This is a genomic window from Streptomyces sp. NPDC047974 (assembly GCF_040653375.1).
Taxonomy (GTDB): domain Bacteria; phylum Actinomycetota; class Actinomycetes; order Streptomycetales; family Streptomycetaceae; genus Streptomyces.
The window spans coordinates 108,800-132,840 of record NZ_JBEZNU010000019.1 but is presented as its reverse complement, the minus strand read 5'-3'; the positions used below and the strand labels follow the sequence as shown (position 1 = coordinate 132,840).

Sequence of the window (24,041 nt, the reverse complement as noted above, 5' to 3'; positions counted from 1 at the left end):
GTCTGGTGGGGACGGGGCGACGGGGCAGCCGTCGCGGGTGGTTCGTCGGTGCGGGGTGCCGGGCCGCCGGGCGGACAGGTGTGTGCCCGCCCGGCGGGCGGCGGCGGGACGGAGCCGGTAGCCGGTTGTGTCGGCGGCCGTCCGTCCCCTGGCGTGTCTCGCCCCGCGGATCGCCGTGCCGTGCCCTGCGCGGGACCACCGGATCCGGACTCACTCCCGACCGGGACCGGTCACACGGACCAGGCAACAACGATGAACATAATGTGACGAGAACGAACACGCGGCCCGCATGTTTCCGCCCTCTCGGGCCTCACGTCAAGGACGTGCGCCGACATCCGCGCCCATCCTCGCCACTGTCTGGAGGCGGACACCGAACGCCTTGCCAGTGCGCTACAACTGGGCGGCGCCTTGTACCCATCCATCCCGCGAGGAGACCTGTGAGCGACCAGCTCGCCGCCGCCCCGATCGTGCTCCACTTCCGGTCGTCAGGATGTTCGCTCCTGTTGGAATCGCCTCCCGGCCGGCTCCCGCTCGTCCGGCACTGGGGGGCGGACCTGGGGCCGCTGGACGGGTCCGCGGCCCGCGCCGCCTGTCTGGCCGCCGCCGTCACCGGGCGGCTGCCCGGCGAGCTGGACACCGGGCCGGCGTCCCTGGTGCCCGAGCCGTGGACCGGGTGGATGGGCCGCCCCGGCCTGGTGGGCTCGCGCGGGGGACGCGACTGGTCCCCGGCATTCACGGTGTCCTCCGTCCGTCTGGACGGGACGGAGGTGACGGGGTACGAGGAGGCCGGTCCCGCGATCGCCGAGATCACGGCCGTCGACCCGGAGGCCCGGCTCCGCCTCGTGCTCACCGTCGAGATGCTGGCGTCCGGGCTGGTACGGGCCAGGGGCCGCGTCGAGAACGAGGGCGCCGCCTACGACCTCGCGGAACTCTCCCTCTACCTGCCGGTGCCGACGCGCGCGACCGAGCTGATCGACTTCTCCGGACGCTGGGGCATGGAACGCCAGGTCCAGCGCCACGGATTCGGCGTCGGCTCCCACGTACGGGAGAACCGCCGGGGCCGTACCGGCCTTGACTCCGCCTACGTCCTGCACGCCACGGAGCCCGGCAGCGGCTTCGCCCACGGCGAGACCTGGGCGGTCCACGTGGCGTGGAGCGGAAACCACCGCCACGTGGCGGAGCGGGACAGCACCGGGCTCGCGCTGCTCGGCGGCGGAGAGCTCCTCCTGCCGGGCGAGATCCGGCTGGAGACCGGTGAGGCGCACACCGGGCCCTGGGTGTACGCCGCGTACGGCGAGGGCCTGGACCGGGTGGCCCACCGCTTCCACGACCACCTGCGCGCCCGCCCCGGGCACGTCGCCTCCCCCCGTCCGGTCACGCTGAACACCTGGGAGGCCGTCTACTTCGAGCACGACCACGACAAGCTCCTGGAACTGGCCCGGCTGGCCGGAGAGATCGGCGTCGAGCGCTTCGTCCTGGACGACGGGTGGTTCGGCGCCCGGCGCGACTCCCGGGCAGGTCTCGGCGACTGGACGGTCTCCGAGGACGTGTGGCCCGACGGCCTCCACCCGCTCGTCGACGCGGTCCACGCCCACGGCATGGAGTTCGGCCTCTGGGTGGAGCCCGAGATGGTCAACCCCGACTCCGACCTGGCACGCACCCATCCAGAGTGGATCATGGCCGCACGGACCGAATTGCCCGTGGAGCAACGCTCCCAGCACGTTCTGAACCTCTCGATCCCCGAGTGCTACGACACCGTGCTCCGCCAGCTACTCGCCCTCTTGGAGGAGTACGACGTCGGCTACCTCAAGTGGGACCACAACCGGGATCACGTGGAGGCGGGGCTCCGCCCGCTCGGCGGCGTCCCGTCCGAGCACGCGCAGACCCTGGCCGTGTACCAGCTGATGGCGCAGGTCAGGGCCGCCCGCCCCGGTCTGGAGATCGAGAGCTGCGCGGCCGGCGGCGGCCGGATCGACCTCGGGATCATGGAGGTCACCGACCGGGTGTGGGTGTCGGACGTCAGCGACCCCCTGGAGCGTCAGCGGCTGATGCGCTGGACCGGACAACTGCTCCCGCCCGAGCTGATGGGCGCCCATGTCGCCTCGCCCCACTCACACACGACGAGCCGTCGTCACAGCCTGTCCTTCCGCGCCGCGAGCGCCTTCTTCGGCCACTTCGGCGTCGAGTGGGACCTGACCTCGGCCACACCCGGGGAGCGGGCGGAGCTGGCCGGGTGGATCGCCCTCCACCGCACGCACCGCGAGCTCCTCCACACCGGACGGGTGTGGCGCGGCCCGGATCCGGCCGACGGCATCTGGAGCCACGGCGTCGTCGCCCAGGACGGTTCGGAGGCCCTCTACACCTTCACTTCCCTGACCTGGTGCGCCACCGGCGCCCCTCCGCACGCCCGCCTGTCCGGCCTGGACCCGGATGCCCGCTACCGGGTCCGTCCGCTGAGCGTCGGCGGTCCGCCGGCCGGTTTCGTCGCACCGGCCTGGTGGACCGAGAAGGGCTTCGAAGCGCCCGGTTCCGCCCTCACCCGGATCGGCCTCCAGGTCCCGACGCTCCACCCCGAGCAGTCGGTCCTCGTCCACGTCGAACGCCTCGCGTGACCGGCGGCATGGGCCCGCCCGCGCCGCCCGGCTCAGAAGTCGTCGGGCCACTGGCCCAGCAGATCCTCCTCGGACAGGTCCACAGTGGGCGCGGCGGCCGTGACGGCCTGCTCGGTCCAGATGGTCTTGCCCCGGTCCAGATACCGGGTGCCCCAGCGGTGGGCGAACTGCGCCACCAGGAAGAGGCCCCGGCCGCCCTCGTCTCCTGGAGCCGCCCGGCGCAGGTGCGGGGCGGTACTGCTGCCGTCGGTGACCTCGCAGGTCAGGACGGCACCCTCGTGGATCAACCGGAGGCGGGCGGGCTGTCTGCCGTAGCGGATCGCGTTGGTGACGAGTTCGCTGACGATCAGTTCGGTGCCGTACGAGAGGTCTTCCAGGCCCCAGTCCGCGAGCCGCCGCGCCACGTCGCGGCGGATGGGGGCGACCTCCGCCGGATCATCCGGGATGTCCCATTCGGCGACGCGGTCGCGGTCGACGAGCCGGGTCCGGGCGATGAGCAGCGTGACGTCGTCGGCGGGCCGTGCCGGCACCAGCCGCTCCACGGCGGCGTCGCAGCCGGCCTCGGGGTCGGGGCCGGCCTGGGCGAGGGCGGCGGTCAGCAGGACGACGCCGGCGCCGATGTCCCGGGTACGGTCCGCGACGAGGCCGTCCGTGAAGAGCGCGAGGGCGCTGCCTTCCGCGACGGGGAAGGCCGTGGTCTCGAAGGGGACTCCTCCGCCCGCCCCGAGCGGCGGGGACACCGGCACGTCAGCCTGATGCGCCGTACCGTCCGACGCCACCACGAGCGGGGCGGGGTGACCCGCGGTGGCGAGCGTGCAGACGCCGCCGACGCGGTCGTAGACGGCGTACAGGCAGGTGGCGCCGGTGAGGAGCGGCCCCGCTCCCTCGCTGTCCCCGTCCTCGGACGTCTCCTCGTCGGTGCGGGCGACGAGTTCGTCGAGGTGGGCGAGGAGTTCGTCGGGGGCCAGGTCGAGGGCGGAGAAGTTGCGGACGGCGGTACGGAGCCGGCCCATCGTGGCCACGGCATGCAGGCCGTAGCCCACGACGTCGCCGACGACGAGCGCGACCCGGGCACCGGAGAGCGGGATGACGTCGAACCAGTCGCCCCGGACGCCGGATGCGGAGGGGACGTAGCGGTGGGAGAGTTCCAGGGCCGCGTGCCGCCGTGGCGCGCGCGGCAGCAGGCTGCGCTGGAGGGCCACCGCGACGGTGTGCTCGCGGGTGTAGCGGCGGGCGTTGTCGATGGAGAGCGCGGCGCGGGCCGCCAGCTCCTCCGCGAACGCCACGTCCTCCGCTCCGAACCGTTCTTTGTCCGAACGCCAGAAGTCCGCGCAGCCCAGCAGGACGCCGCGCGCTCGCAGGGGAACCGACACCAGGGAGTGGATGCCGTAGGCCAGGACTCTCCCGGCGCGCTCCGGGTCCTGGGCGTGCCAGGCATCCGCCGCGGTGAGGTCCGCCAGGAGGGCGGCCCCCTCGCGGCCGATGCCCTCCGTCTCGGGGCTGCCGGGCATGGAGGTGAGTTCCGTGCCGACCGGGTAGAGCGGGTGGTCGTCGTGGACGCCTACGGAGGCGACCCGGCGCATCCGGGCACCGTCCTCCGGTTCGTCGCCGGACAGGACGGGTTCGAGCAGCTCGACGGTGACGAAGTCGGCGAAGCGGGGAACGGCGACCGCCGCGAGTTCCTCCGCGGTGCGAACCACGTCGAGGGTGGTGCCGATGTGCACGCCGGCGTCGTAGAGGAGGCTCAGTCGGCCGAGGGCCGCGTCGGCGCGGGCGGAGACGGCGCGCAGTTCGGTGGTGTCGCGCAGGGTGGCGACGCTGCCGGACGAGCCGGCCGTCTCGATGGGCCGCTGGTTGACGGAGACGAGCCGGTCACCGATGAGCCGTACGTCGTCGTCGGTCATGGCGCCCGAGGCGAGGAGGGCCGCCAGGTCGGGTGGCAGTCCGAGGTCGCGTACGTCGCCGCCGGCGTCGGGGGCGAGGGCGAGGAGCTTCCGGGCCTCGTCGTTGACGAGGACGAGTCGGCCGTCGTCGCGCACGATGACGACGCCCTCCCGTACCGCGTGCAGGACGGCGTCGTGGTGCTCGTACATCCGGGTCATCTCTGCGGGCCCCAGGCCGTGGGTCTGGTGACGGAGCCGCCGGGTGACCAGGGTCGTCCCGGCGACGGCGAGGACCAGCGCGATCGCCGCCGCTCCGAGCAGCAGGGGCAGCTGGCGGGTCACGGCTCCCTGGACGCTGCGGACGGTGATGCCGACGGAGACGAGGCCCACGGGGGTGCCCGTGTCGTCGAGGACGGCGACGGTGGTGTCGACGGCCCGGCCGAACAGGGTGCTGTCGAAGGTCTCCTGGAAGGGCTCGCCGCCGAGGGCGGGCGCGAACTCCCCCGAGACGTGGCCGCCGATGAGGCTCGGATCGGGGTGGCTCCACCGGATGCCGTCGGGATCGAACGCCACGACGTAGGTGACGCCGGCCGTCCGCCGGGTCGCCTCGGCGCTCGGCTGGAGGAGCGCCGAGGGGTTCCGCGACTCCATGGCCGTGCGGGTGCCGGGAGCGTGGGCGAAGGTCTCGGCGACGGAGAGGGACCGGTCGTACGCGTCCTGGGTGGCGTCGTGCCGGGCCTGGAGGAAGACGGCCGCCGCGGCGGCCACCACGAGGACCGTCACGAGCAGGACCTGCTGGAGCAGCACCTGTCCGGCGACGCTGGAGGGGGTGAGTCGCCGCCGGACGCCGGCGGCCGCATGACGAGGGGTCGACCGCACGTTTCCGCACCTCCGGCAGGCACCCGGTACTTGGATGTACCCGGGCACGGTACCGATCACCGTACGAACCGGTTCAGAGGCGCGCGTGAAGGTCATCCCCGGAAGGAGGGGCGGGCGGGTGCCGTGCCGCCGCCGGACGGGGTCCGGCGGCGGCACGGCGGACCACTCACGGCCGCGGGGCCGGCGCCGTGGTGGAGCGGATGATCAGCTCCGGGTCGAAGAGGAGCTCTCCCACCGGTACCTCGCGGTTGCTGACCAGGGCCAGGACGCTGCGGCCCACTTCGAGCGCCAGCCGGTCGGCCGGCTGGCGCACCGTGGTGAGCGGCGGGTCGACGAACTCGGTGATCATCGAACCGTCGTAGCCGACGACGGACACGTCCTCCGGGACCGAGCGGCCCTGGCGGCGGATCCCCCGGATCGCGCCGAGCGCCATGTAGTCGCTCGCCGCGACGATCGCCGTGGCGCCGAGGCCCAGCAGCGTCTGGGCGGCCGCCTGTCCTCCCTCCACGGTGTACGACTGCCGGATGACCAGCCGCTCCGCGTCTTCGATCCCGCGCTTCGCCATGGCGTCGAGGAAGCCCTGGACGCGCCGGTCGGCGGGGTGGTTGCCGCTGGGCCCCGAGGCCATTCCGATGGCCCGGTGTCCCAGCCGGTACAGGTGGTCCACCGCCAGCTCGGCGGCGAGCGTGTCGTCGGTCGAGTACACCGGCACGGCCACGCCGTCGGCGAAGACGCCGTTCACCCCGATGTAGGGGATGCGGCGGGCACGGAGGAGTTCGTACGGCTCGATGTCCGCGCCTTCGACGGTGTTCGACGAGGAGAGGAAGACGACGGCCGCGATCCCCTTGTCCACGATCGCGCTGATGTACTCCGGCTCCTGCACGCCCCCCGGGAACGCCGGGCAGAGCACGGTCTTCAGTCCGTGGGGGGCGAGCGCCGCCTCGATCCGCTCGGCCACGTCCGCGAAGAACGGGTTGGACACGTGTTCGGTGACGAGGGCGACGAGCTGTCCCTGCACCGGACGCTCGTAGCCGAGCTCCGCCATCGCGGTCTCGACCGCGTCACGGGTCTTCTTGGCCACTCCCTGGCGCCGGTTGATGACACGGCTGACGGTGGCCTCGCTGACTCCCGCGCGTGCCGCGACCTCGACGATGCCGACCTTCATGCGCTTCCCTCCGACTCACGTGTCACGCGGTGTTCCTGATCGATCCCAGACCCATGCGCGGCACCGGCAGGCGGTGCAGGCCGGTCGTGAGCTCGGTGCGGTAGTGCTCGATCATACGGCCGTCGGGGCCGCGCACCTCGATCTCCACCGTGGCTCCGGCGTCCACGACGTCCACGACGAGCCGGTCCTCGGCGGTCCCGTTGACCAGCACGGTGCGGGCCAGGCCGGCCGGGCGCACCGGCACGGGACGGTCGGCGTGGACGGTGGTCACGTTCACGCCGTCCGACTCCGAACTCACGAGGGTGTAGAGCTCGTCCGGCCGGCCGGGCTCGACGGTGCCGTCGAGCAGCTGCGGCCTGAGAAGTCGCCAGGTGGCGAGCCAGAAGCGCAGGGCATCGACGTGGTCCTCGGGGAGGGCGTCGAGCCGGACGGAGACCTGGGGGACGGAGTGGAGCGTGCCGATGAGCTGACGGGCCGCGGACTCGACGGGAGCGCCGGTGTTCCACAGCAGCGGATCGGAGTGGACGGCCCCGCCGACCGCGAGCAGACCGGTGTCGATGGTGCGGACCCGGTTGGCCACGGAGTCGGCCGGGCAGTCGAAGGAGCGCAGCATGTTGCCGTAGGAGACCATCCCCGGACCCACGTACGGCTGGCGCAGCTCCAGGAGCAGTCCGGGCCGGACGGCTTCGAGGCCCGCGCGCAGTTCGGCGAGGAGCAGGGTGAGGGCCTGGCCGACGTCGCCGTGTCCGTCGCCCGCGTAGACCATGGCCTCGTTGAGGAAGTCGACCTTCAGCCCGTCGAGGCCGTAGTCGCGGACGACCCGCACGCAGGTGTCGACGAGGTGGGCGCGGACCTCCGGGTGGCGGGGGTCGAGGACGTGCGCCCCGGGTACGCCGGAGGCGCGGGGGGCGGAGGTCGCCCACCGGTCGTAGCAGTCGGCCTTGGGGCCGAGGAGCAGCGGGGCGATCCAGGCGAGGTAGCTCAGCCCGGTCTCCCGCACGCGTGCCACGTGGGCCGCGAAGTCGGGGAACTTCTCCTCGTCGGGGATCCAGTCGCCCACGCCCGCGTAGCCGCGACCGCTGCCGAACCGCTGCCAGCCGTCGTCGAGGATCATCGCGCCGAAGCCGATGTCGGCGGCCAGCTCGGCCTGCTGCTCGACGGTGGCGGCCTCGATCTGCTGGTTGAAGGCGTACCAGGTGCAGTACAGGGGAAGGCGTGCCGCATCGGGTACGGGCATGGCCGGCATGGCGTCCTCGTACCAGCGGCGCAGCTCGCCGAGGGCCGTGGCGACCGTCGGCCGGCGGGGCACGAAGACGAAGCGCTGCGGTCCCGCCGAGGCGGGGAGGTGGAGGTGGACGACGTAGGTGTCGTTCTCCTCCGAGACGCCCCAGAGGAGGGAGACCTCGGGCACCGGGTCGGCGGTGCCGAAGGTCAGCAGGGTGGCGCCCCGGTAGTCGTAGAGGCAGCCGGCGGCGAGGCCGTCGACGAGGCTGACGGTCGAACGGCCCTCCCAGTCGGCGACGATCGTCCGCTTCCAGCCGGCCTTGGGGTGCCAGTACCCGGCGGCGTCCCCGAGCGGCAGGGAGAGCCGGATCTCCACCGGCGCGCCGTCCCCGTCGACGTGCAGCATGTGCAGGCCGTCGGGCAGGACGGAGACGTGCCACCGGGGCTCCTCCTCCCCCGCCAGCACGGCGATCTCGACGGTGTCGAGCAGGGGCCGGTACGTGGCGGGGGCGAGCTCGGCGGTGGTGACCGCCTCGTGGGTCAGGGTCGTCACGTTCGGTTCATCCCTTCACGGCACCGGCGAGCAGGCCGGAGACGAAGTGGCGTTGCAGGGCGAGGAAGACGAGGGCCATGGGGATCGCCGCGACGGCGGTGCCGGTGAGGATGGCGCCGTAGTCGGTGTCGTCGACGCCCTGGAGCGAGGCGAGGGCCACGGGGATGGTGAACGACGCGTTGTCGCGCAGGACGATCAGCGGCCAGATGAAGTCGTTCCACTGGAAGAGGAAGAGGAAGATGCCCAGGGCGGCGAGCGCCGGCTTCATCGGCGGCAGGACCACCTTGAAGAAGAGCCGGAACTCTCCGCATCCGTCCATCCGGCCGGAGTCGAGGAGCTCGTCCGGCAGGGCGCCCATCGACTGGCGCATCAGGAAGATCCCGAAGGGCAGGGCAAGGTTGGGCATGATGACGGCCTGGTAGGTGTTGAGCCATTCCAGGTCGGCCATCAGCTTGAACAGGGGGACCAGAGTGACCTGCGCGGGGATGACCAGGCCGAGCATCAGCACGCCGAAGAGCGCGTCGCTGCCCCGGAAGCGGTACTTGGCGAAGGCGTAACCGGCCAGGGTGCAGACCGTTCCCGCGCACAGCGTGTAGAGGACCGCGATGAACAGGGAGTTGAGGACGACCTGCCCGAAGGAGACGGTGTTCTGGAGCGAGGCCAGGTTGTCGTCGAGGTGGTCGCCGGGCAGGAGGGGCGGCGGCGAGCCGAAGATCTCCCCCGAGCTGTGCGTGCTGGCGATGATGAGCCAGTAGAAGGGGACGAGGACGGCGGCGAGGGTGATCGCGAGACCGGAGGTCAGCAGGATCGACCTGCCCGCCCGGGTGGGCGGGCGCTTGCCCCGGTTCCGTGTCCGGAGAGGACTCGTCGTGGAGGTGGTCATTTCTTGTCTCCCAGGACGCGGAACTGGATCAGTCCGAGGATGCCGATGAGGACGGCGAGGGCGTAGGCGATGGCCGAGGCGTAGCCGAAGTCGAAGTAGACGAAGGCGTTCTGGTACAGGTACACGCCGATGGTGAGGGTGGCGTTGTCCGGTCCGCCGCGGGTCAGGACGTACGGCTCGTCGAAGATCTGCAGGGTGCCGATGGTGGACAGCACCGTGGTGAGCAGGATCGCCGGGCGCAGTCCGGGCAGGGTGACGTGGCGGAAGGCTCCCCAGGCTCCGGCGCCGTCGACCGACGCCGCGTCGTAGAGCTCGCGGGGGATGGTCTGGAGCCGGGCGAGCAGGATCACCGCGTTGTAGCCGGTGTAGTGCCAGGTGAGGGCGAGGCCCAGGGAGACCTTGGCCCACAGGGGGTCGGTCAGCCAGGGGACGTTGTCGACGCCGACGAGCGAGAGGGCCCAGTTGACGAGGCCGTACTCCTCGTTGAGGAGGACCGAGAAGACGATGCCGTAGGCGACGAGGCCGGTCACCATCGGCAGGAAGAAGCCGAGGCGGAAGACCGAGCGTCCCTTGAGGAGTGTCGAGTTGAAGGCCACCGCGAGTCCCGTGGCCAGGGCCAGCATGACGGGCACCTGGACGAGCAGGATGATGCCGGTGTTCTTCAGGGCCGTCCAGAACAGGGGGTCCTGGAGGAGTCGGCTGTAGTTCTCGCCGCCGACGAAGGTGTCGACGCCGCCCACGGTCTTGAAGAGGCTGAGGACGAACGACCAGCCGATGGGGTAGAGCTTGAACACCGCGAACAGGGCGATCGCGGGCAGGACGAAGAGGTACGGGGCGAGGCGCCGGCCCGACAGGCGCGGCGGGCGGGTGCGCTGCGCCTGTCGGGGGGTGGCGCCGCTGCGGGTGCGCGGCGGGGTGTTCACGAGGGTCACCGGACGACCTTGCGCCCAGTCTGCTTGGCGAGCTGGTCGGCGGCGGCGTTGAGCGCGGTAGCCGGGTCGGCGCCCTTGAGGAGGACCTTGGTCTGGGCGTCGGTGACGGCCTTGAGGGCGCGGGCGTAGTCGCCGGTGTAGTTGTAGGCCGGCTGCGGGACGCGGAGGGCGTCGTAGAAGATCTCGCCCTTCTTCTGGCCTCTGAAGAACGCCGACGGCTGGTGGAAGACCGGGTCGTCGTAGGCCTTGAGGAGGGCGGGCGCGATGCCCTTGCCCTTGTAGATGGCGACCTGCGACTCGGGGCGGGTGAGGACGAACTCGACGAAGTTCCAGGCGGCGGCCTGCTGCTTGCTGACGCCCGCGACCGCGAGGTGGGTGGAGTTCACGGTGGCGGCCTGGGTGCCGGTGGGGCGGATGGCGGGAGGCAGCCGGACGCCCCACTTGCCGGCCTGGTCGGGCACGGTCTCCTCGATGATGCCGCCGAACCAGGTGGGCCAGGGGAGGACCGCGGAGGTGCCCTTCTTGATGGAGCTGATGAGGGAGTTCCAGCCGCCGGAGATGTCGGCGACGAGGCCGGCGTCGTTCATGTCCTTGATGATCGTCATCGCCCGGACGGCCTCGGGCGAGCCGAGCATGATCTCGCCGTCGAGGTTGAAGAACATCGTGCCCTGGAGCTGGAGCAGCATCTGGAAGAAGTTCGCCGAGTCGGCCTGCGAGGCCGGCTTGTCGATGCCGAGCAGGGTATGGCCGGTCTTGGCCTTGATCTTCTTGCCGGCCTCGATGGCGTCGTTCCAGGTGCCGATGGCGGCGACGTCGACGCCCGCCTTCTCGAAGATGTCCGCGCGGTAGTAGAAACCACCCGAGTTGGCCTCCCAGGGGAGGGCGTTGACCTTCTTGCCGTCCGGACAGACGGTCTCCCAGAGGCCGCTGGCGAAGGCGCCCTTGTGGGCGGTCGCGCCGAGGGGGCCGAGGTCGGCGAGCTGGCCGGGGAACTTCTCGACGTAGCCCGGCAGGTAGTCGACGCCGATGTGGAGGACGTCCGCGAGGCCGGCCCCACCGGCCGCCATCGCCGTGGTGATCTTGTCCCAGATGGCCGGGTTGCCGATGTCCTGGACGGTGACCTTGATGCCCGGGAACTTCTTGTTGAACGCGGGCACGAGGGCCCGCATCTCCGCGGCGGGACCGGCCCAGCTCCAGACCGTGATGTCGCCCTTGTTCGGGTCACCGGCCGCGCCTGAGCCGCTCGACGAGCTACCCGTCCCCGAACAGGCGGTGAGTCCGCCCAGTCCGACACCCGCGGCGACGACGCCCCCCACCTTGAGGACTCTGCGGCGACTCATGTCCATGGCACTTCCACCTTTGCTCACAGATCGACGCCCCGGCGATCACCGGGCCGACGCCACGGGACGTTAGCAATCAGCCAACTTCACTTGCAAGACTTCATCGAAAGTTTACTGCCACGTCCGACAAGTTGATGTTGCAGGAGTATTGAAAGCCTCGTAGAGCGGCTGTTAGCGTCCGGCCACCCCCACCCGACCTTTTCGGACAGGAGCCCCCCGCATGCAGCCGTCCCGACCCCTGTGTCTCTCCCTCCTGGCATCTCTCGCGGTCCTCGCACCGCTCACCCCGCTCGTGGCCACCGCACCCGCCAGCGCCGCCGCGAGCGCCGCGCCCACGGTGACGAACCCCGGTTTCGAGCAGGGCACCACCGGCTGGAACTTCACCTCCGGCACCGGCATCGCCACCAACGCCCCCCACGGCGGCACCAAGCTCGCCTACCTCGACGGCGGCACCGGCAAGAAGGTCTCCCAGACCCTCACTGCCACCGGCGACGGCCTCTACGACTTCTCCGCCTGGATCGCCACCGGCGGCACCGGCGGCAAGTTCGTCGCCCGCGTCAACGGCACCGCGGTCCGCACCGTGGAACTGCCCAGCCGCAACGCCTACGCGAAGTACACGCTCCCCCACGTGACGCTGAAGAACGGCGACACCCTGGAGCTCGCCTTCGAGTCCGGAAACAGCTGGGTCAACGTCGACGACGTCGCGGCGACGGTCGCGGTACCGCCGCCGGTCGACGTGGCCAACCCCGACTTCGAGCAGGGCACCACCGGCTGGAACTTCACCTCCGGCACCGGCATCGCCACCAACGCCCCTCACGGCGGCACCAAGCTCGCCTACCTCGACGAGGGCACCGGCAAGAAGGTCTCCCAGACCCTCACCGCCACCGGCGACGGCCTCTACGACTTCTCCGCCTGGATCGCCACCGGCGGCACCGGCGGAAAGTTCGTCGCCCGCGTCAACGGCACCGTCGCCGGCTCGGTGGACCTGCCCAGCCGCTCCTCGTACGCCCGCTACACCGTCAGCCGCGTCTCGGTGAAGAACGGCGACACCCTGGAGCTCGCCTTCGAGTCGGGGAGCGGCTGGATCAACGTCGACGACCTGATGGTCTCGCCCGGCGCGCCCGTGGACCCGGTGGTGACCTCGTCCGACCCGAAGGTCGTGGCGATGTTCGACTGGGCCAAGCGCAAGGCCAACAGCTGGGTGCAGCTGCCCGGCGCCGTCGGTCCGCTCAACATCGACGAGAACAACCGGTCCGGCACCGGCGTCGGCGTCTACGCGCCGTCCTACTGGGCGGGCTACGCCCACCGCAGCGCCTCCTACACCCGCGACCTCGCCCACCAGGTGGCCGGCGCCTCGGTGATCGGCCTGCACGCGGAGAACAAGTCGATGCTCCGGGCCTACGCCGGTTCGGCCACGGCGGAGCACAAGTACTACCCGGTCTGGGCCCTCAACTTCGACAACCAGACCTATCTGAAGACCGACTACATCAGCCCCACGTTCTTCGTCCGGGAGGTTCCGGCAGCCTTCGAGCTGGTGGAGAAGGCGAACGCCGCGTACCGCTGGAGCGGCGACAGCACGTACGTGAACGACCCCGAGTTCTGGAACTACTACAAGCACGCCACCAAGGAGTTCATCGAGCTCCACGACGCGAAGAAGGCCAACGGCGTCGCCGAGGGCACCGGCGACGGCATCTTCTCCGGCGCCGTCAGCTACAACGAGACCGGCGAGCACCACCTGATCGAGGCCGGCGACGCCATCGCCAGCCAGTACCAGGCGTTCCGGGCCGTGGCCGCACTGGCCAAGAGCAAGGGCGACACCACCCTCGCCGACCAGTACACGCAGAAGGCCGCCGACCTCAAGGCCTACTACAACGACACCTGGAGCGGCAGCGGCAGCGGCGCCTCCATGATCCGCGGCTACACCCGCGAGGGCGGCACGCTCACCGGCTGGGGCCTGGAGAACAGCTGGTTCGTGCCGATGAAGCAGCTCATCGAGCCCGGCAGCCGCGCCGAGGCGTACCTCGACTTCATCGACCAGCAGGCGAGCGGCAGCGGCAAGCCGTCCAACATCGAGGCGATCTCGTACCTGCCGGACACGTTCTTCGCCTACGACCGCAACGACACCGCCTGGAAGTGGATGAAGTACGTCTACGACCAGCGCGACGTCCAGCACCCGGTCTCCAAGCAGGGTCCCAACGGCGACTACCCCGAGGTCTCCTACACGCTGCTCAGCCAGACCGTCGAGGGTCTGATGGGCGTTCAGCCCGACGCCCCCGCCAAGTCGCTCGCCACCGGCTCCCGGCTGCCGTCGGGCATGGGTTGGCTCCAGGTCAAGGACGTCAAGATCGGCGGCAACACCTTCACGCTCCGCCACGACGGCGTCACCTCGTCGAAGCTGACCAACACCGCCGGCTCCGCCACCTACAGCTGGGAAGCCCGCTTCCCCGGCAACAAGTCCACGATCAAGGTCGACGGTGTCTCCCAGACGGTGAAGACGAAGACCGTCAACGGCAAGACCTACACCTACGCCACGGTCTCGGTCGCCCCGGGCCAGACGGCCACCGTCACCGTCTCCTGACCCCTGCGCCCCTTCCCCGACACACCCGAGTACGGAGTAGAGATGAACCGTCGCTCCTCCCTGGGCGCGGCCGTGGCCGTCGCCCTCACCGCGACCGCGATGACCCAGGCTGTGACCCCCGCCGTCGGCGCGGGCAGCGCCCACAACGGCCTCCCCCATGGCACCAAGACGCAGAAGAGCCTGGTCATCGGCATCGACGGTGCCATGTTGTCCAAGTTCTCGACAGCGAACATGCCGAACATCCAGGGGCTGCGCAGCCAGGGCCTCAGCGCTCCGAGCCGGCTCTACGCCAACCCGCTGGCCCCCACGTTCTCCGGCCCCGGCTGGGCGACGATCGCCACCGGCGTCTGGCCGGACAAGCACGGCGTCAAGGACAACAGCTTCTCCGGTTCGAAGTTCGGCCAGTACCCGGACTACCAGACCCGCCTGGAGTCGGCGAACCCCGCCGTCTCGACACTCGTCGTCGGCACCTGGAGCAACATCGTCGGCAACGTCTTCGCCGGCACGGCCGACGTGAAGAAGACCGGCGCCAACGACGACGAGACCACGAACACGGCCGTCGACTACCTGAGGAACGGCAACCCGGACAGCGCCTTCGTCCACCTCGACGACGTCGACCACGCCGGCCACGACCACGGCGCCGCCAGCCCCGAGTACAAGGCCGCGCTGGAAGCCGCCGATACCCGGGTCGGCAAGCTCCTGACCGCCATCGCCGCCCGCCCTACGTACGCGAACGAGGACTGGCAGATCCTCGTCACCGCCGACCACGGCCACACCGAGTCCGGCGGCCACGGCGGCAACTCCCTCGCCGAGCGGGAGACCTTCGTCATCGCCAAGGGCTCCGACTACACGGCCGGATCCGTCCGCCACGACCTCAAGCTCGTCGACATCGCCCCGACCGTCCTCGCCCACGCCGGCGTCAGCGTCCCCTCGGGCCTCGACGGCAAGCCCGTACCGGACGTGTCCCCCGACGCGTTCGACACCCTGCGTCCCTCCCTCAAGGCGGCCGTGGACGAGACGTCCGTCCCGAGCGGGGTCAAGGGCTGGACCACCACCGCGCCCAGCGGCTGGAGTGTCGACAACGCGAAGATGCCCACGGGCGGTGTGACCGAGTGGCGGGGATGGTCCTTCGCCACGGACGAGTTCTGGACCCAGACCGACCGGGGCCAGGGCCGCGAGACCAACGTGCGCGCCCGGAACGTCTTCGCCGTCGCCGACTCCGACGAGTGGGACGACAAGTCCCACGGCACCGGCCAGTTCGACTCCACCCTCAAGAGCCCGGCCTACTACACCCCCGACGACCGCACCATGCAGATCCGGTACACCACGAACTACACGGTGGACGGCCCCCAGACCGGTGACGTCCTCGTCTCCTTCGACGGCGGCACCCCCCAGGTGATCAAGTCGTACCGCGACACGAACGTCAACAAGCAGGAGCAGGTGAACTTCGACGTACCCGCCGGCGCGGAGACCGTCCGGGTGCACTTCCGCTACACCGGCACCAACAGCGCCTTCTGGACGATCGACGACTTCCGCATCTACGGCTGAGGCAGCGCCGGTCTGAACCCCTGAGCCCGGGTTCTCCGGTCGGGACCTCGCCGGTACGAGGTCCCCCACCCCCCACACCGGAGACCCGAGGTGCCGCCGGGCGGAAGCCATCCGCCCGGCGGCGCTTCTCCGTCTCCTCGACCGGTGCGTCACTCCCGTACCACCGGGTGGGGGCCGAACGAACGCGCGGGCGGTGCCGTCACCGTGGTCACCGAGGCGAGCACCGCGCCGTCGAGCGGACCGGGGCGCTGGAGCCGGTGCGAGGCCGTCGTCACGAACATCAGCCCACAGCCGAAGGCGACGCTGGTCGTGTCGGTCGCGGGAGTCTGCACCGTGCCGAGCCGCTCGCCGTCCACGTCGAGGCACACGACACGGCCGCCACCCCGGAGGGCCACCCACAGGTGGCCGTCGTCGTCGACCGTCATGCCGGCGGGACGCCCCTCGTCCTCGGCGAAGCGGGCGAACACCTCCGCGGGGCCGACCCCACCCGTGACCGGATCGACGGCGTGACGGTGAACGGTCCGCAGGGCGTCGTCGGCCAGGTACATGAGTTCGCCGTCGGAGGTGAACGCGGGCCCGCCGGGTGCGGTCAGCCCGTCGAGCACCTCGCTGACGGTTCCGTCGTGGTCCACGCGGTAGAGGAATCCGGCCCCGTCCTCGGCGCGAGCCTCCATGCTGACCGCCCAGAACCTTCCGTGCGGATCACAGGCCCCGCCGTTCATCCGCAGGGAACGGCGCGACCCGTCCCCCGGGCGCGCCAGCCACTCCAGACCGCCGCGACCGCCGGTGCGGGCGATGCCGGTGCCCGCCGCGACCACCCACCCGCTCCCGTCCGCGAGCGGGGCGGCGGCGCCGAGCGGCACGCCCAGGCGCATCAGCGGGGTCGGCGGCCCCCCGCCGAGACCGCGGAAGCGGTAGAGGTCTCCTCGCGACAGATCGACGAAGTGCAGCGCGCCGTCGACCCACCGCGCCGCCTCCGCTCTCCGGTGCCGGGCCGAGGTGCAGGCCCGCCACACCGGAGCCGTACGCGTCTCCACGCTCATGGGCACACGCCCCTTCTTCCCTTAACAGCCATACGGGCACAAAGGCCGCTCTCCACCTCCCACGGTAGTTCGATGAAAACTTTCATAAAAGTTGCGTTACTCAAATGCAATTACTAGCCTGCTTCGTACCGCAGGCTGGTCCACCTCCTTCCCGAACGGGAGCCTCGTGCCGGCACCTCACTTCCTTGCCCTCCTCGCGTCCCGCCGCCGGCTCCAGGTGCTCCTGTTCACCTCCTTCCTCGGCAGGCTGCCACTCGGAGTGGTCACCGTCCTTCTGCTCTTCGCCCTGAGCCGGGACGGCTCCCTGGGCCTGGCCAGCCTCGTCAGCGGTGCGGCGGTCGCGGGCCTGGCGACCGGGGGTCCCGCCCAGGGACGCCTGCTCGACCGCTTGCCCACCCGCCCGGTCCTCGGCTGCTCCGCCCTGCTCCAGGCCGCCGCCCTCCTCGCCCTGACGCTCGCGCTGGGGAGCGCCCCGGGCTGGCTCCTGGTCTGCCTGTCCTTCTTCCAGGGCGTCACCGTCCCGGCCCTGCCCGTCTGCGTACGCCTCGCGCTCCGCCGCGCCATCGGGGCCGAGGACCCGGGGCCCGCCTACGCGTTCGACGCCGTGGTCATGGAGGTCGTCTACCTCGCGGGCCCCGCCCTGGCGGCCTGGGGGACGGCCGTCCTGGACCCCCGGCTCCTCCTGGCCGGGTGCGCGGTGCTGGTCGTGGCGGGAACGGCGGGGTTCCTCGCGGCGGCACCCGCCTCCTGGACGACCCCGGTGACGCCCTCCTCACCCGCGCCACGGCAGGGCGACGAACTGAGCGCCCCCGCCGGACACCCCATCGCTCCGGTGATCTGCTTCGTCGCGGCCATGGCCCTCCTGGCCGCCCCCTTCGGGCTGAGCGAGGTCGCCCTCACACGGCTCGCGGCCGATCTGGGCACGGGACTGGCCCCGGTGGGCACCACCCTCACCCTCATGGGGCTCGGCAGCGTGGTGGGCGGCCTGCTCTACGGCACCGTCCGCCGACGCCTCTCCCGGGAGCACCGCTTCCGCCTGCTGGCCCTGACGCTCGGCTGCGGCATCGGTGCCGCAGCCCTCGCGCCCGGTTTCGCCGCGGTGCACGCGCTCTTCACTCTGGCCGGGCTCGCCGTCGCACCGCTGGCGGGGCTCTGTTTCGAGATCCTCGACCGTCTCTCCCCGCCGGGGCAGTGGATGCGCGTCCAGAGCTGGGGCTCGGTCGCCCACGCCGCCGGGCACGCCGGGGGTCTGGCCCTGGCAGGCGCTCTCGCCGGTCACGCGGGTGCCGACGGCCTCCTGCTCCTCGCCGGCCTGTCCGTGGCGGCGGCGACCCTCGTCGCCGCCCCGGCCCTCGCCGCGTTGCGGCGCACCGGGAGGCCGGTCGCCGACGGAGCACCAGCACCGGACGGCCCGCCTCCGGGCGCGTCCGACGCACCGCCCGCCCCCGGCCGGCAACCGCCGACGACAGGGGAAGGCGAGCGGCACGGCCAGCGGCCACGCCGGAGCACCAGGTGGTGACCGGAGCGGAAGGAGCTCGCCTGCTCGGTGCGGCCCCGGGGTCTGCGACCGCCCCTACGAACGGGCCTTGGCCGTCCGGGTCCGGCTCACGGAGCCGAAGACCTCGCGGTCGTTGAGGAACCCCTCGAAGGCAAGGGCAGCCGCGCCACGGCTCACCGCGTCGTGCGGCAGCGAGCTCAGGCGGAGGGTGACGGCACGCAGGGACGGAGCGAGCGTGTGTTCGGAGAGGGCCGCCCGGGTCTCGGCGAGCAGACGTTCGCCGAGGTGGGCGGCGACCTGGTCGCCGAGAACCAGCGCCTCGGGGTTGAGGATGTTCACCAGGTTGCCGACGGCCGCGCCCAGATAGGCCGCGGTGCGTCTGATGACCTCGAGGGCGACCGGATCGTCGTCCGCGGCGCGGAAGGCGAGACCGGCGAGCAGCGGCGCCGTGAGGTCGCCGGCTCCTGTGAGCAGCGGGTCCTCGGGGGCGAGGGAGCGAAGCGTCTCGGCGATGCCGGTGGACCCGACGTACGCCTCGACGCAGCCGAGGCTGCCGCAGCGGCAGCGGCGCCCCTGGAAGACCAGGCAGCTGTGGCCCCACTCCCCCGCGCTGTTGGTGGCGCCGCGGTAGAGGGTGCCGTCCAGAGCGAGCCCGGCCCCGACTCCCGAACGGAGCATGACGACGACGAGGTTGTCGACGTCGCGGCCGGCGCCGAACCACATCTCCGCGAGGGCACTGGCCTTGAGCGGGTTGTCGAGGTGGACCGGCAGGTCGAGGCGTTCCGCCAGAAGGTCCCGCATGGGAACGTCCCGCCAGGCCCAGTACGGGGAGTAGGTCGACACACCGCGCTCGCGCTCGACGAGTCCGGGGAGGCTGATACCGGCGCCCAGGACGCGCGAACGCGGAGAACCGGCGGCGGAGAGGACGGCGGCCACTCCCGTCTCGATCAGTCGCGTGATCTGCTCGGGGGTGACGTCGGCCGGGGTGACCGGAGACTCGTCGACGGCCAGCTCGCCCAGAGCGAGGTCGAACAGCTCGGTGCGGACGGAGGTCTCGCCGACGTCGACGCCGATGAGCGTGCCCCTGTCCGCGTTGAGGGTGAGCAGGGCGCGGGGCCGCCCTCCGCTGGACTCGGCGTGTCCGGCCTCGACGAGCACGCCGGCGTCGATCAGCTCGGCGGTCAGGTTGGAGACGGTAGCGAAGGAGAGTGCCGTCTCCGCGGCGAGGTGCTGCCGCGTCCGGGGTTCGGCGGTCGCGTGGAAGCGACGCAGCACCTCGAACCGGTTGAGGCGTCTGATGTCCTGAGCGCTGCGGTTGACCACGACCCTGCCCTTCTTCGGCGGCCACGACTCCGGGGCCTTCTTCCAACCGTTGCACAATGTACCTCGGGTGTATTTACAACAGTTAGAGGAACCATTAGGTTTTCCTTCGGGAAGGACCTCACCACATGCACCGAACCATCGCCCTGCCCTGCGCGCCCGAGCCCGGCCGGCTCACCGAGGGGCCCGTCTGGGACCACCGTTCGCAAGAACTCCTCTGGGTCGACATCACCGCCGGGCTCGTCCACCGCGGGATCCTCACTCCGCGGGCCGACGGCGGCGAACTGCCCGACATCGCCGTCCGCGAGTCCCTCGACCTCGGCACCACCGTCGGCGCCGTCCTGCCCCCGTGGAGCGGAACTCCGCTGGCCGCCGCCGGTACCTCGGTCCTCCGCCTGGGGCCCGGCGAACCCGCGAGGATCGCCACCCTGCCCGAGCGGTCCGACCACGTACGCCGGCGGTTCAACGACGCCGCGTGTGATCCGGTCGGCCGGCTCCTCGCCGGAACCATGGCCCTGGACACCACACCCGACGCCGGCACGCTGTACCGCCTCGACCCGTCCGGGTTCACCCCCGTCGTCGACCCGGTCACCATTTCCAACGGCCTGGGCTGGAGTCCCGACGGACGCCTCATGTACTACGCCGACAGCCCCACCCACCGCGTGGACGTGTTCGACTACGACCTCGCGACGGGCACCCCCCTCAACCGTCGGCCCTTCGCCCGTTTCGAGACCGGAGTGCCCGACGGACTGACCGTCGACGCCCACGGAAACGTCTGGGTGGCGGTATGGGGCGCCGGCGAGGTCCGCGCCTTCGCGCCGGACGGAGCCCTCCTCTCCGTGATCGACGTCTCCGCGACCCACGTCTCCAGCTGCGCCTTCGCCGGACCCGGACTGGACGTCCTGGTGATCACCACCGCGCGGGAGGAGCTCACCACGGCACAGCTGCGGAGGCAGCGGGACGCCGGCCGCCTCTTCGTCTGCCGCCCCGGCACCACCGGCCAGACCCCCCACCTGTACGAAGACCTCACGACGGAGCACACCTCATGACCCTGCTCACGACCGCCCTCGCCGAGACCCCCGTGGTGGCGATCCTCCGCTCCACCTCCGCGGCCCGCTTCCCCGAGGTCGCCGAGACGCTGTGCGCGGAGGGCATCCGGGCCGTGGAGTTCACCCTCACCACACCGGGCGTGCTCGACGCGCTGCGCGAGTTCTCCCAGGATCTTCCCGAGGGACTCACCCTGGGGGCGGGCACCGTCGTCACGCCGCGCCAGGCCGAACAGGCCGTCGCGGCCGGAGCCCGGTACCTCATCACTCCCGCCTTCGCCGCAGACGTCGTCGCGGAGGCCCTCCGCCTCGGTGTGCCGGTGCTGCCCGGGGCCGTCACCCCGACGGAGATCCTTTCCGCCTGGCAGGAGGGCGCCACCATGGTGAAGGTCTTCCCCGCCTCCTTCGCCGGCGGCCCGGCGTACGTACGGGCTCTCCGCGCCCCCCTGCCCGACGTGCCCCTCGTGCCCACGGGCGGCATCTCGGTCGAGGAGGCCCCCGCCTACCTGGCCTCCGGCGCCCAGGCGGTGGGCATGGGAAGCCCCCTCGTGGGCGACGCCTGCGAGGGCGGCGACCTCGACGCGCTGCGCGAGCGCGCGGCCCGGCTGGTCGCCTCGCTGGCGGGAGCACGGCCGTGACCGATCTCGTGACCCTCGGCGAGGCCATGCTCGCCGTCTCCCTGACCGAGCCCGGCCCCCTCTCCCCCGGCGCGACCGCGCGCCTGTCGTTCGCGGGGGCGGAGGCGACCGTCGCGATCGGCGTCGGCCGCCAGGGCCACAAGTCCGCCTGGACCGGTGTCGTCGGCGCGGACGCCGCCGGGACGATGATCCTCACGGCCCTGCGGGCGGAGGGCGTCGACGTCAGCCACGTCCGCACCGACGCATCCCGCCCGACCGGTCTGATGCTCCGCCAGCGCCGGACGTCCGACCGCACCCTGGCCTCCTACTACCGCAAGGGCCAGGCCGGATGCGGGCTCGGCCCCGAGGACGTCGACCCGGAGCTCGTCTCCCGTGCCCGGATCCTGCACATCACCGGCATCACCCCCGCCCTGGGCCCCGGACCGCTGGAGGCGGTCCGCCACGCCGTGGCCATCGCCCGGACCACCGGGACCACGGTCTCGCTGGACATCAACTACCGCAGCCTGCTGTGGTCCCCGCGTGAGGCAGCGGACACCCTCCTGCCCCTCGTGCGCGAGGCGGACGTCGTCTTCGCCGGGCTCGACGAGGCCGGGCTGTTCGTGGAGGCGGGCGGCGTCGCCGACACCGCCCGTGCGCTCGCCCGACTCGGCCCGCGACAGTGCGTGATCAAGCTCGGCCCGGACGGAGCCCTCGCCCTCGTCGACGGCGAGATCTTCGTACAAGCCGCCGTCCCGGTGACGGCGGTCGACCCCATCGGCGCGGGCGACTCCTTCGTCGCCGGCTACCTGTCGGGGCTGCTGGACGGCGCCCCGCCCGCCGACCGGCTGCGCACCGCCGCCATCTGCGGGGCCTTCTCCGTCTCCGTGCCCGGCGACTGGGAGGGTCTCCCCCGTCGGTCGGAAGGCTCGCTGCTCGACGGCGACGACGTCCGGCGCTGACGCGGCCCCTCGTACACCTGCACATCAGAACGAGAACGGAACACCCATGCAACGCTTCGCTGGAACGACCGCGGTCGTCACCGGCGCCGCCTCCGGCATCGGCGCCGCCAGCGCGCGCCGACTGGCCGCCGAAGGCGCCACCGTAATCCTGGCCGACATCGCCGACGCGGCCGGCGAAAAGATCGCCGAGAACATCCGCCGGAACGGCGGCAACGCCCTGTACGTCCACTGCGACGTCGCCTCGGAGAAGGACTGGCTCCGGCTGCGCGAGCAGACCCGGACCTTCTCCGGACGCGCCGGCATCCTGCACAGCAACGCCTTCGTCCACCGTGACGCCTCGGCGCAGGACCTGGACGGCTACGGCTGGGACCGCGAACTCGCCGTCAACCTGAAGGCGTTGTTCCTCGCGGCCCGCACCTTTCTCGACGACCTTCGCGAGACGACCGGCGCGTTCGTCGCCACGTCCAGCGTCCACGCCCACTTCGGCCTGCCCGGCTACCCCGCGTACGCGGCCTCCAAGGGCGGGGCGTGCGCGCTGATGCGGCAGCTCGCCGTGGAGTACGGCCCCGACGTCCGGTTCAACTCCGTCCTCCCCGGCCCCATCCTCACCGAGGTGTGGGACACGGTGTCCGAGGAGGACCGGCAGCTCTCCGCGGACGCCACCGCGCTCCGCCGTCTGGGTGCTGCGGACGAGGTCGCGTCCGCGGTGGCCTTCCTCGCGTCGTCGGACGCCGCCTACATCACCGGCACCGAACTCGTCGTCGACGGCGGCTGGTCGGTCAAGAAGGAGTCGAAGTGAAGATCACCTCCCTGCGCACCTATCTCGTCGCCCCCCGCTGGTGCTTCCTGAAGATCGAGACGGACGAGGGGATCACCGGCTGGGGCGAGCCCGTCGTCGAGGGCCGCGCCCACACCGTGGCCGCGGCCGTGGACGAACTGTCCGACCACCTGATCGGCCAGGACCCAATGCGGATCGAGGACCACTGGCAGGTGATGACCAAGGGCGGCTTCTACCGCGGCGGTCCGGTGCTGTCCAGCGCCGTCGCCGGCATCGACCAGGCCCTGTGGGACATCAAGGGCAAGGCACTCGGCGTCCCCGTCTGGCAGCTCCTCGGCGGCAACGTCCGCGACCGGGCCCGGGTGTACAGCTGGATCGGTGGCGACCAACCCGAGGACGTCGTCGAGCAGGCGCTGGCCCGGAAGGCCGAGGGCTTCACAGCGATCAAGATGAACGCCTCGCCGCAGCTGGAGTTCATCGACACCCCCGCGGCCGTGCACGGCATCGTCGAACGCGTCGCGAGCATCCGAGCGGCGGTGGGTGACGACTTCGACATCGCGGTGGACTTCCACGGTCGGCTGACGATTCCGATGGCCCGCCGCGTGCTGCCGCTCCTGGAGCCGTACCTGCCGTTCTTCGTCGAGGAGCCGCTCGTCCCCGAACTCAGCGCACACATAGGGGAGATCGTCCGCTCCACGAGCATTCCGATCGCCACCGGCGAACGCCTCTACTCCCGCTGGGACTTCAAGTCCGTGCTGGCGTCCGGCATCGCCGTCGCACAGCCCGACCTCTCCCACGCGGGCGGCATCTCCGAGACCCGCCGGATCGCCGCCATGGCCGAGGCGTACGACGTCTCCCTCGCCCCCCACTGCCCGCTGGGCCCGATCGCCCTCGCCTCCTGCCTCCAGATCGGCTTCGCCACGCCCAACCTGCTGATTCAGGAGCAGAGCCTCGGCATCCACTACAACACCGGGTCCGACCTCCTCGACTACCTCACGGACCGGTCGGTGTTCCGCTACGAGGAGGGGCACGTCGCCCTGCTCACCGCGCCGGGCCTGGGGATCGAGGTCGACGAGAAGGCCGTGGAACGGGCCGCCGAGACCGGACACCGGTGGCGCAACCCGGTCTGGCGCCACAAGGACGGTTCTTTCGCCGAGTGGTGACGGGACATCAGGGTCGACGG

General features: G+C 71.6%; 17 protein-coding genes. 9 read left to right on the top strand and 8 right to left on the bottom strand.

Annotated elements, in window-relative coordinates; translation table 11 throughout:
- The first annotated feature begins 437 nt into the window (after nucleotides 1-437).
- Nucleotides 438-2,612, top strand: coding sequence for an alpha-galactosidase (locus tag AB0E19_RS25585; RefSeq protein WP_362184516.1), 2,175 nt, complete (start codon nucleotides 438-440; stop codon nucleotides 2,610-2,612).
- A gap of 32 nt (nucleotides 2,613-2,644) precedes the next feature.
- Here the strand turns inward: AB0E19_RS25585 and AB0E19_RS25580 are convergent, their stop codons facing one another.
- The 6 genes from AB0E19_RS25580 to AB0E19_RS25555 form a co-directional block, all read right to left on the bottom strand.
- On the bottom strand, nucleotides 2,645-5,374 hold the full coding sequence (locus AB0E19_RS25580) for a SpoIIE family protein phosphatase (protein ID WP_362184514.1): 2,730 nt from the start codon (nucleotides 5,372-5,374) through the stop codon (nucleotides 2,645-2,647).
- 166 nt (nucleotides 5,375-5,540) lie between these two features.
- Nucleotides 5,541-6,539 carry a LacI family DNA-binding transcriptional regulator gene (locus AB0E19_RS25575; protein WP_362184512.1) on the bottom strand — a complete coding sequence of 333 codons (999 nt, stop codon included), beginning with the start codon at nucleotides 6,537-6,539 and terminating at the stop codon, nucleotides 5,541-5,543.
- Nucleotides 6,540-6,561: 22 nt separating this feature from the next.
- A complete protein-coding gene (locus AB0E19_RS25570; protein ID WP_362184510.1) occupies nucleotides 6,562-8,316 on the bottom strand; it encodes a glycoside hydrolase family 36 protein in 1,755 nt (584 codons plus the stop codon).
- Between the two features lie 7 nt (nucleotides 8,317-8,323).
- Complete coding sequence (locus AB0E19_RS25565) at nucleotides 8,324-9,199, bottom strand: carbohydrate ABC transporter permease (protein ID WP_362184508.1); 876 nt, start codon at nucleotides 9,197-9,199, stop codon at nucleotides 8,324-8,326.
- Nucleotides 9,196-10,131 carry a sugar ABC transporter permease gene (locus tag AB0E19_RS25560; RefSeq protein WP_362184506.1) on the bottom strand — a complete coding sequence of 312 codons (936 nt, stop codon included), beginning with the start codon at nucleotides 10,129-10,131 and terminating at the stop codon, nucleotides 9,196-9,198. The genes AB0E19_RS25565 and AB0E19_RS25560 overlap by 4 nt, the downstream gene beginning before the upstream one ends.
- Complete coding sequence (locus tag AB0E19_RS25555; RefSeq protein WP_362184504.1) at nucleotides 10,128-11,471, bottom strand: extracellular solute-binding protein; 1,344 nt, start codon at nucleotides 11,469-11,471, stop codon at nucleotides 10,128-10,130. Before AB0E19_RS25555 ends, AB0E19_RS25560 begins: the two co-directional genes overlap by 4 nt.
- 220 nt (nucleotides 11,472-11,691) lie before the next feature.
- Between AB0E19_RS25555 and AB0E19_RS25550 the strand changes: the two genes are divergently transcribed.
- Nucleotides 11,692-14,049 carry a hypothetical protein gene (locus AB0E19_RS25550; protein ID WP_362184502.1) on the top strand — a complete coding sequence of 786 codons (2,358 nt, stop codon included), beginning with the start codon at nucleotides 11,692-11,694 and terminating at the stop codon, nucleotides 14,047-14,049.
- A gap of 42 nt (nucleotides 14,050-14,091) precedes the next feature.
- The gene (locus AB0E19_RS25545; protein ID WP_362184500.1) at nucleotides 14,092-15,597 is read left to right on the top strand and encodes an alkaline phosphatase family protein; all 1,506 of its coding nucleotides are present in this window, start codon (nucleotides 14,092-14,094) and stop codon (nucleotides 15,595-15,597) included.
- Nucleotides 15,598-15,746: 149 nt separating this feature from the next.
- On the opposite strand, the gene AB0E19_RS25540 is transcribed toward AB0E19_RS25545, so the two are convergent.
- The gene (locus AB0E19_RS25540; protein ID WP_362184498.1) at nucleotides 15,747-16,640 is read right to left on the bottom strand and encodes an SMP-30/gluconolactonase/LRE family protein; all 894 of its coding nucleotides are present in this window, start codon (nucleotides 16,638-16,640) and stop codon (nucleotides 15,747-15,749) included.
- A 166-nt stretch (nucleotides 16,641-16,806) separates the two neighbouring features.
- On the opposite strand from AB0E19_RS25540, the gene AB0E19_RS25535 reads away from it, so the two are divergent.
- Nucleotides 16,807-18,159 carry an MFS transporter gene (locus AB0E19_RS25535; protein WP_362184496.1) on the top strand — a complete coding sequence of 451 codons (1,353 nt, stop codon included), beginning with the start codon at nucleotides 16,807-16,809 and terminating at the stop codon, nucleotides 18,157-18,159.
- A 54-nt stretch (nucleotides 18,160-18,213) separates the two neighbouring features.
- Here AB0E19_RS25535 and AB0E19_RS25530 read toward each other — a convergent pair whose 3' ends face one another.
- Nucleotides 18,214-19,461 carry an ROK family protein gene (locus tag AB0E19_RS25530; protein WP_362184494.1) on the bottom strand — a complete coding sequence of 416 codons (1,248 nt, stop codon included), beginning with the start codon at nucleotides 19,459-19,461 and terminating at the stop codon, nucleotides 18,214-18,216.
- A gap of 125 nt (nucleotides 19,462-19,586) precedes the next feature.
- On the opposite strand from AB0E19_RS25530, the gene AB0E19_RS25525 reads away from it, so the two are divergent.
- Genes AB0E19_RS25525 through dgoD form a run of 5 tightly spaced genes read left to right on the top strand, consistent with a single transcriptional unit; the run spans nucleotide 19,587 to nucleotide 24,021 of the window.
- Nucleotides 19,587-20,507 carry an SMP-30/gluconolactonase/LRE family protein gene (locus tag AB0E19_RS25525; RefSeq protein ID WP_362184492.1) on the top strand — a complete coding sequence of 307 codons (921 nt, stop codon included), beginning with the start codon at nucleotides 19,587-19,589 and terminating at the stop codon, nucleotides 20,505-20,507.
- Nucleotides 20,504-21,142 carry a bifunctional 4-hydroxy-2-oxoglutarate aldolase/2-dehydro-3-deoxy-phosphogluconate aldolase gene (locus AB0E19_RS25520; RefSeq protein ID WP_362184490.1) on the top strand — a complete coding sequence of 213 codons (639 nt, stop codon included), beginning with the start codon at nucleotides 20,504-20,506 and terminating at the stop codon, nucleotides 21,140-21,142. Before AB0E19_RS25525 ends, AB0E19_RS25520 begins: the two co-directional genes overlap by 4 nt.
- Entirely contained in the window at nucleotides 21,139-22,080 is a 942-nt protein-coding gene (locus AB0E19_RS25515; protein WP_362184488.1) for a sugar kinase, read from the top strand. Before AB0E19_RS25520 ends, AB0E19_RS25515 begins: the two co-directional genes overlap by 4 nt.
- Nucleotides 22,081-22,126: 46 nt before the next feature.
- Entirely contained in the window at nucleotides 22,127-22,879 is a 753-nt protein-coding gene (locus AB0E19_RS25510; RefSeq protein WP_362184486.1) for an SDR family oxidoreductase, read from the top strand.
- Nucleotides 22,876-24,021, top strand: coding sequence for a galactonate dehydratase (dgoD, locus tag AB0E19_RS25505; protein WP_362184484.1), 1,146 nt, complete (start codon nucleotides 22,876-22,878; stop codon nucleotides 24,019-24,021). The genes AB0E19_RS25510 and dgoD overlap by 4 nt, the downstream gene beginning before the upstream one ends.
- Nucleotides 24,022-24,041 lie beyond the last annotated feature (20 nt).

What these genes read in the sequence shown, in the direction of transcription:
- AB0E19_RS25520 (WP_362184490.1), top strand. Translation starts at nt 20,504, where the DNA reads ATGACCCTGCTCACGACCGCCCTCGCCGAGACCCCCGTGGTGGCGATC.
- AB0E19_RS25545 (WP_362184500.1), top strand. Translation starts at nt 14,092, where the DNA reads ATGAACCGTCGCTCCTCCCTGGGCGCGGCCGTGGCCGTCGCCCTCACC.
- AB0E19_RS25525 (WP_362184492.1), top strand. Translation starts at nt 19,587, where the DNA reads ATGCACCGAACCATCGCCCTGCCCTGCGCGCCCGAGCCCGGCCGGCTC.
- AB0E19_RS25575 (WP_362184512.1), bottom strand. Translation starts at nt 6,539, where the DNA reads ATGAAGGTCGGCATCGTCGAGGTCGCGGCACGCGCGGGAGTCAGCGAG.
- AB0E19_RS25510 (WP_362184486.1), top strand. Translation starts at nt 22,127, where the DNA reads ATGCAACGCTTCGCTGGAACGACCGCGGTCGTCACCGGCGCCGCCTCC.
- AB0E19_RS25565 (WP_362184508.1), bottom strand. Translation starts at nt 9,199, where the DNA reads ATGACCACCTCCACGACGAGTCCTCTCCGGACACGGAACCGGGGCAAG.
- AB0E19_RS25550 (WP_362184502.1), top strand. Translation starts at nt 11,692, where the DNA reads ATGCAGCCGTCCCGACCCCTGTGTCTCTCCCTCCTGGCATCTCTCGCG.
- AB0E19_RS25555 (WP_362184504.1), bottom strand. Translation starts at nt 11,471, where the DNA reads ATGAGTCGCCGCAGAGTCCTCAAGGTGGGGGGCGTCGTCGCCGCGGGT.
- AB0E19_RS25540 (WP_362184498.1), bottom strand. Translation starts at nt 16,640, where the DNA reads ATGAGCGTGGAGACGCGTACGGCTCCGGTGTGGCGGGCCTGCACCTCG.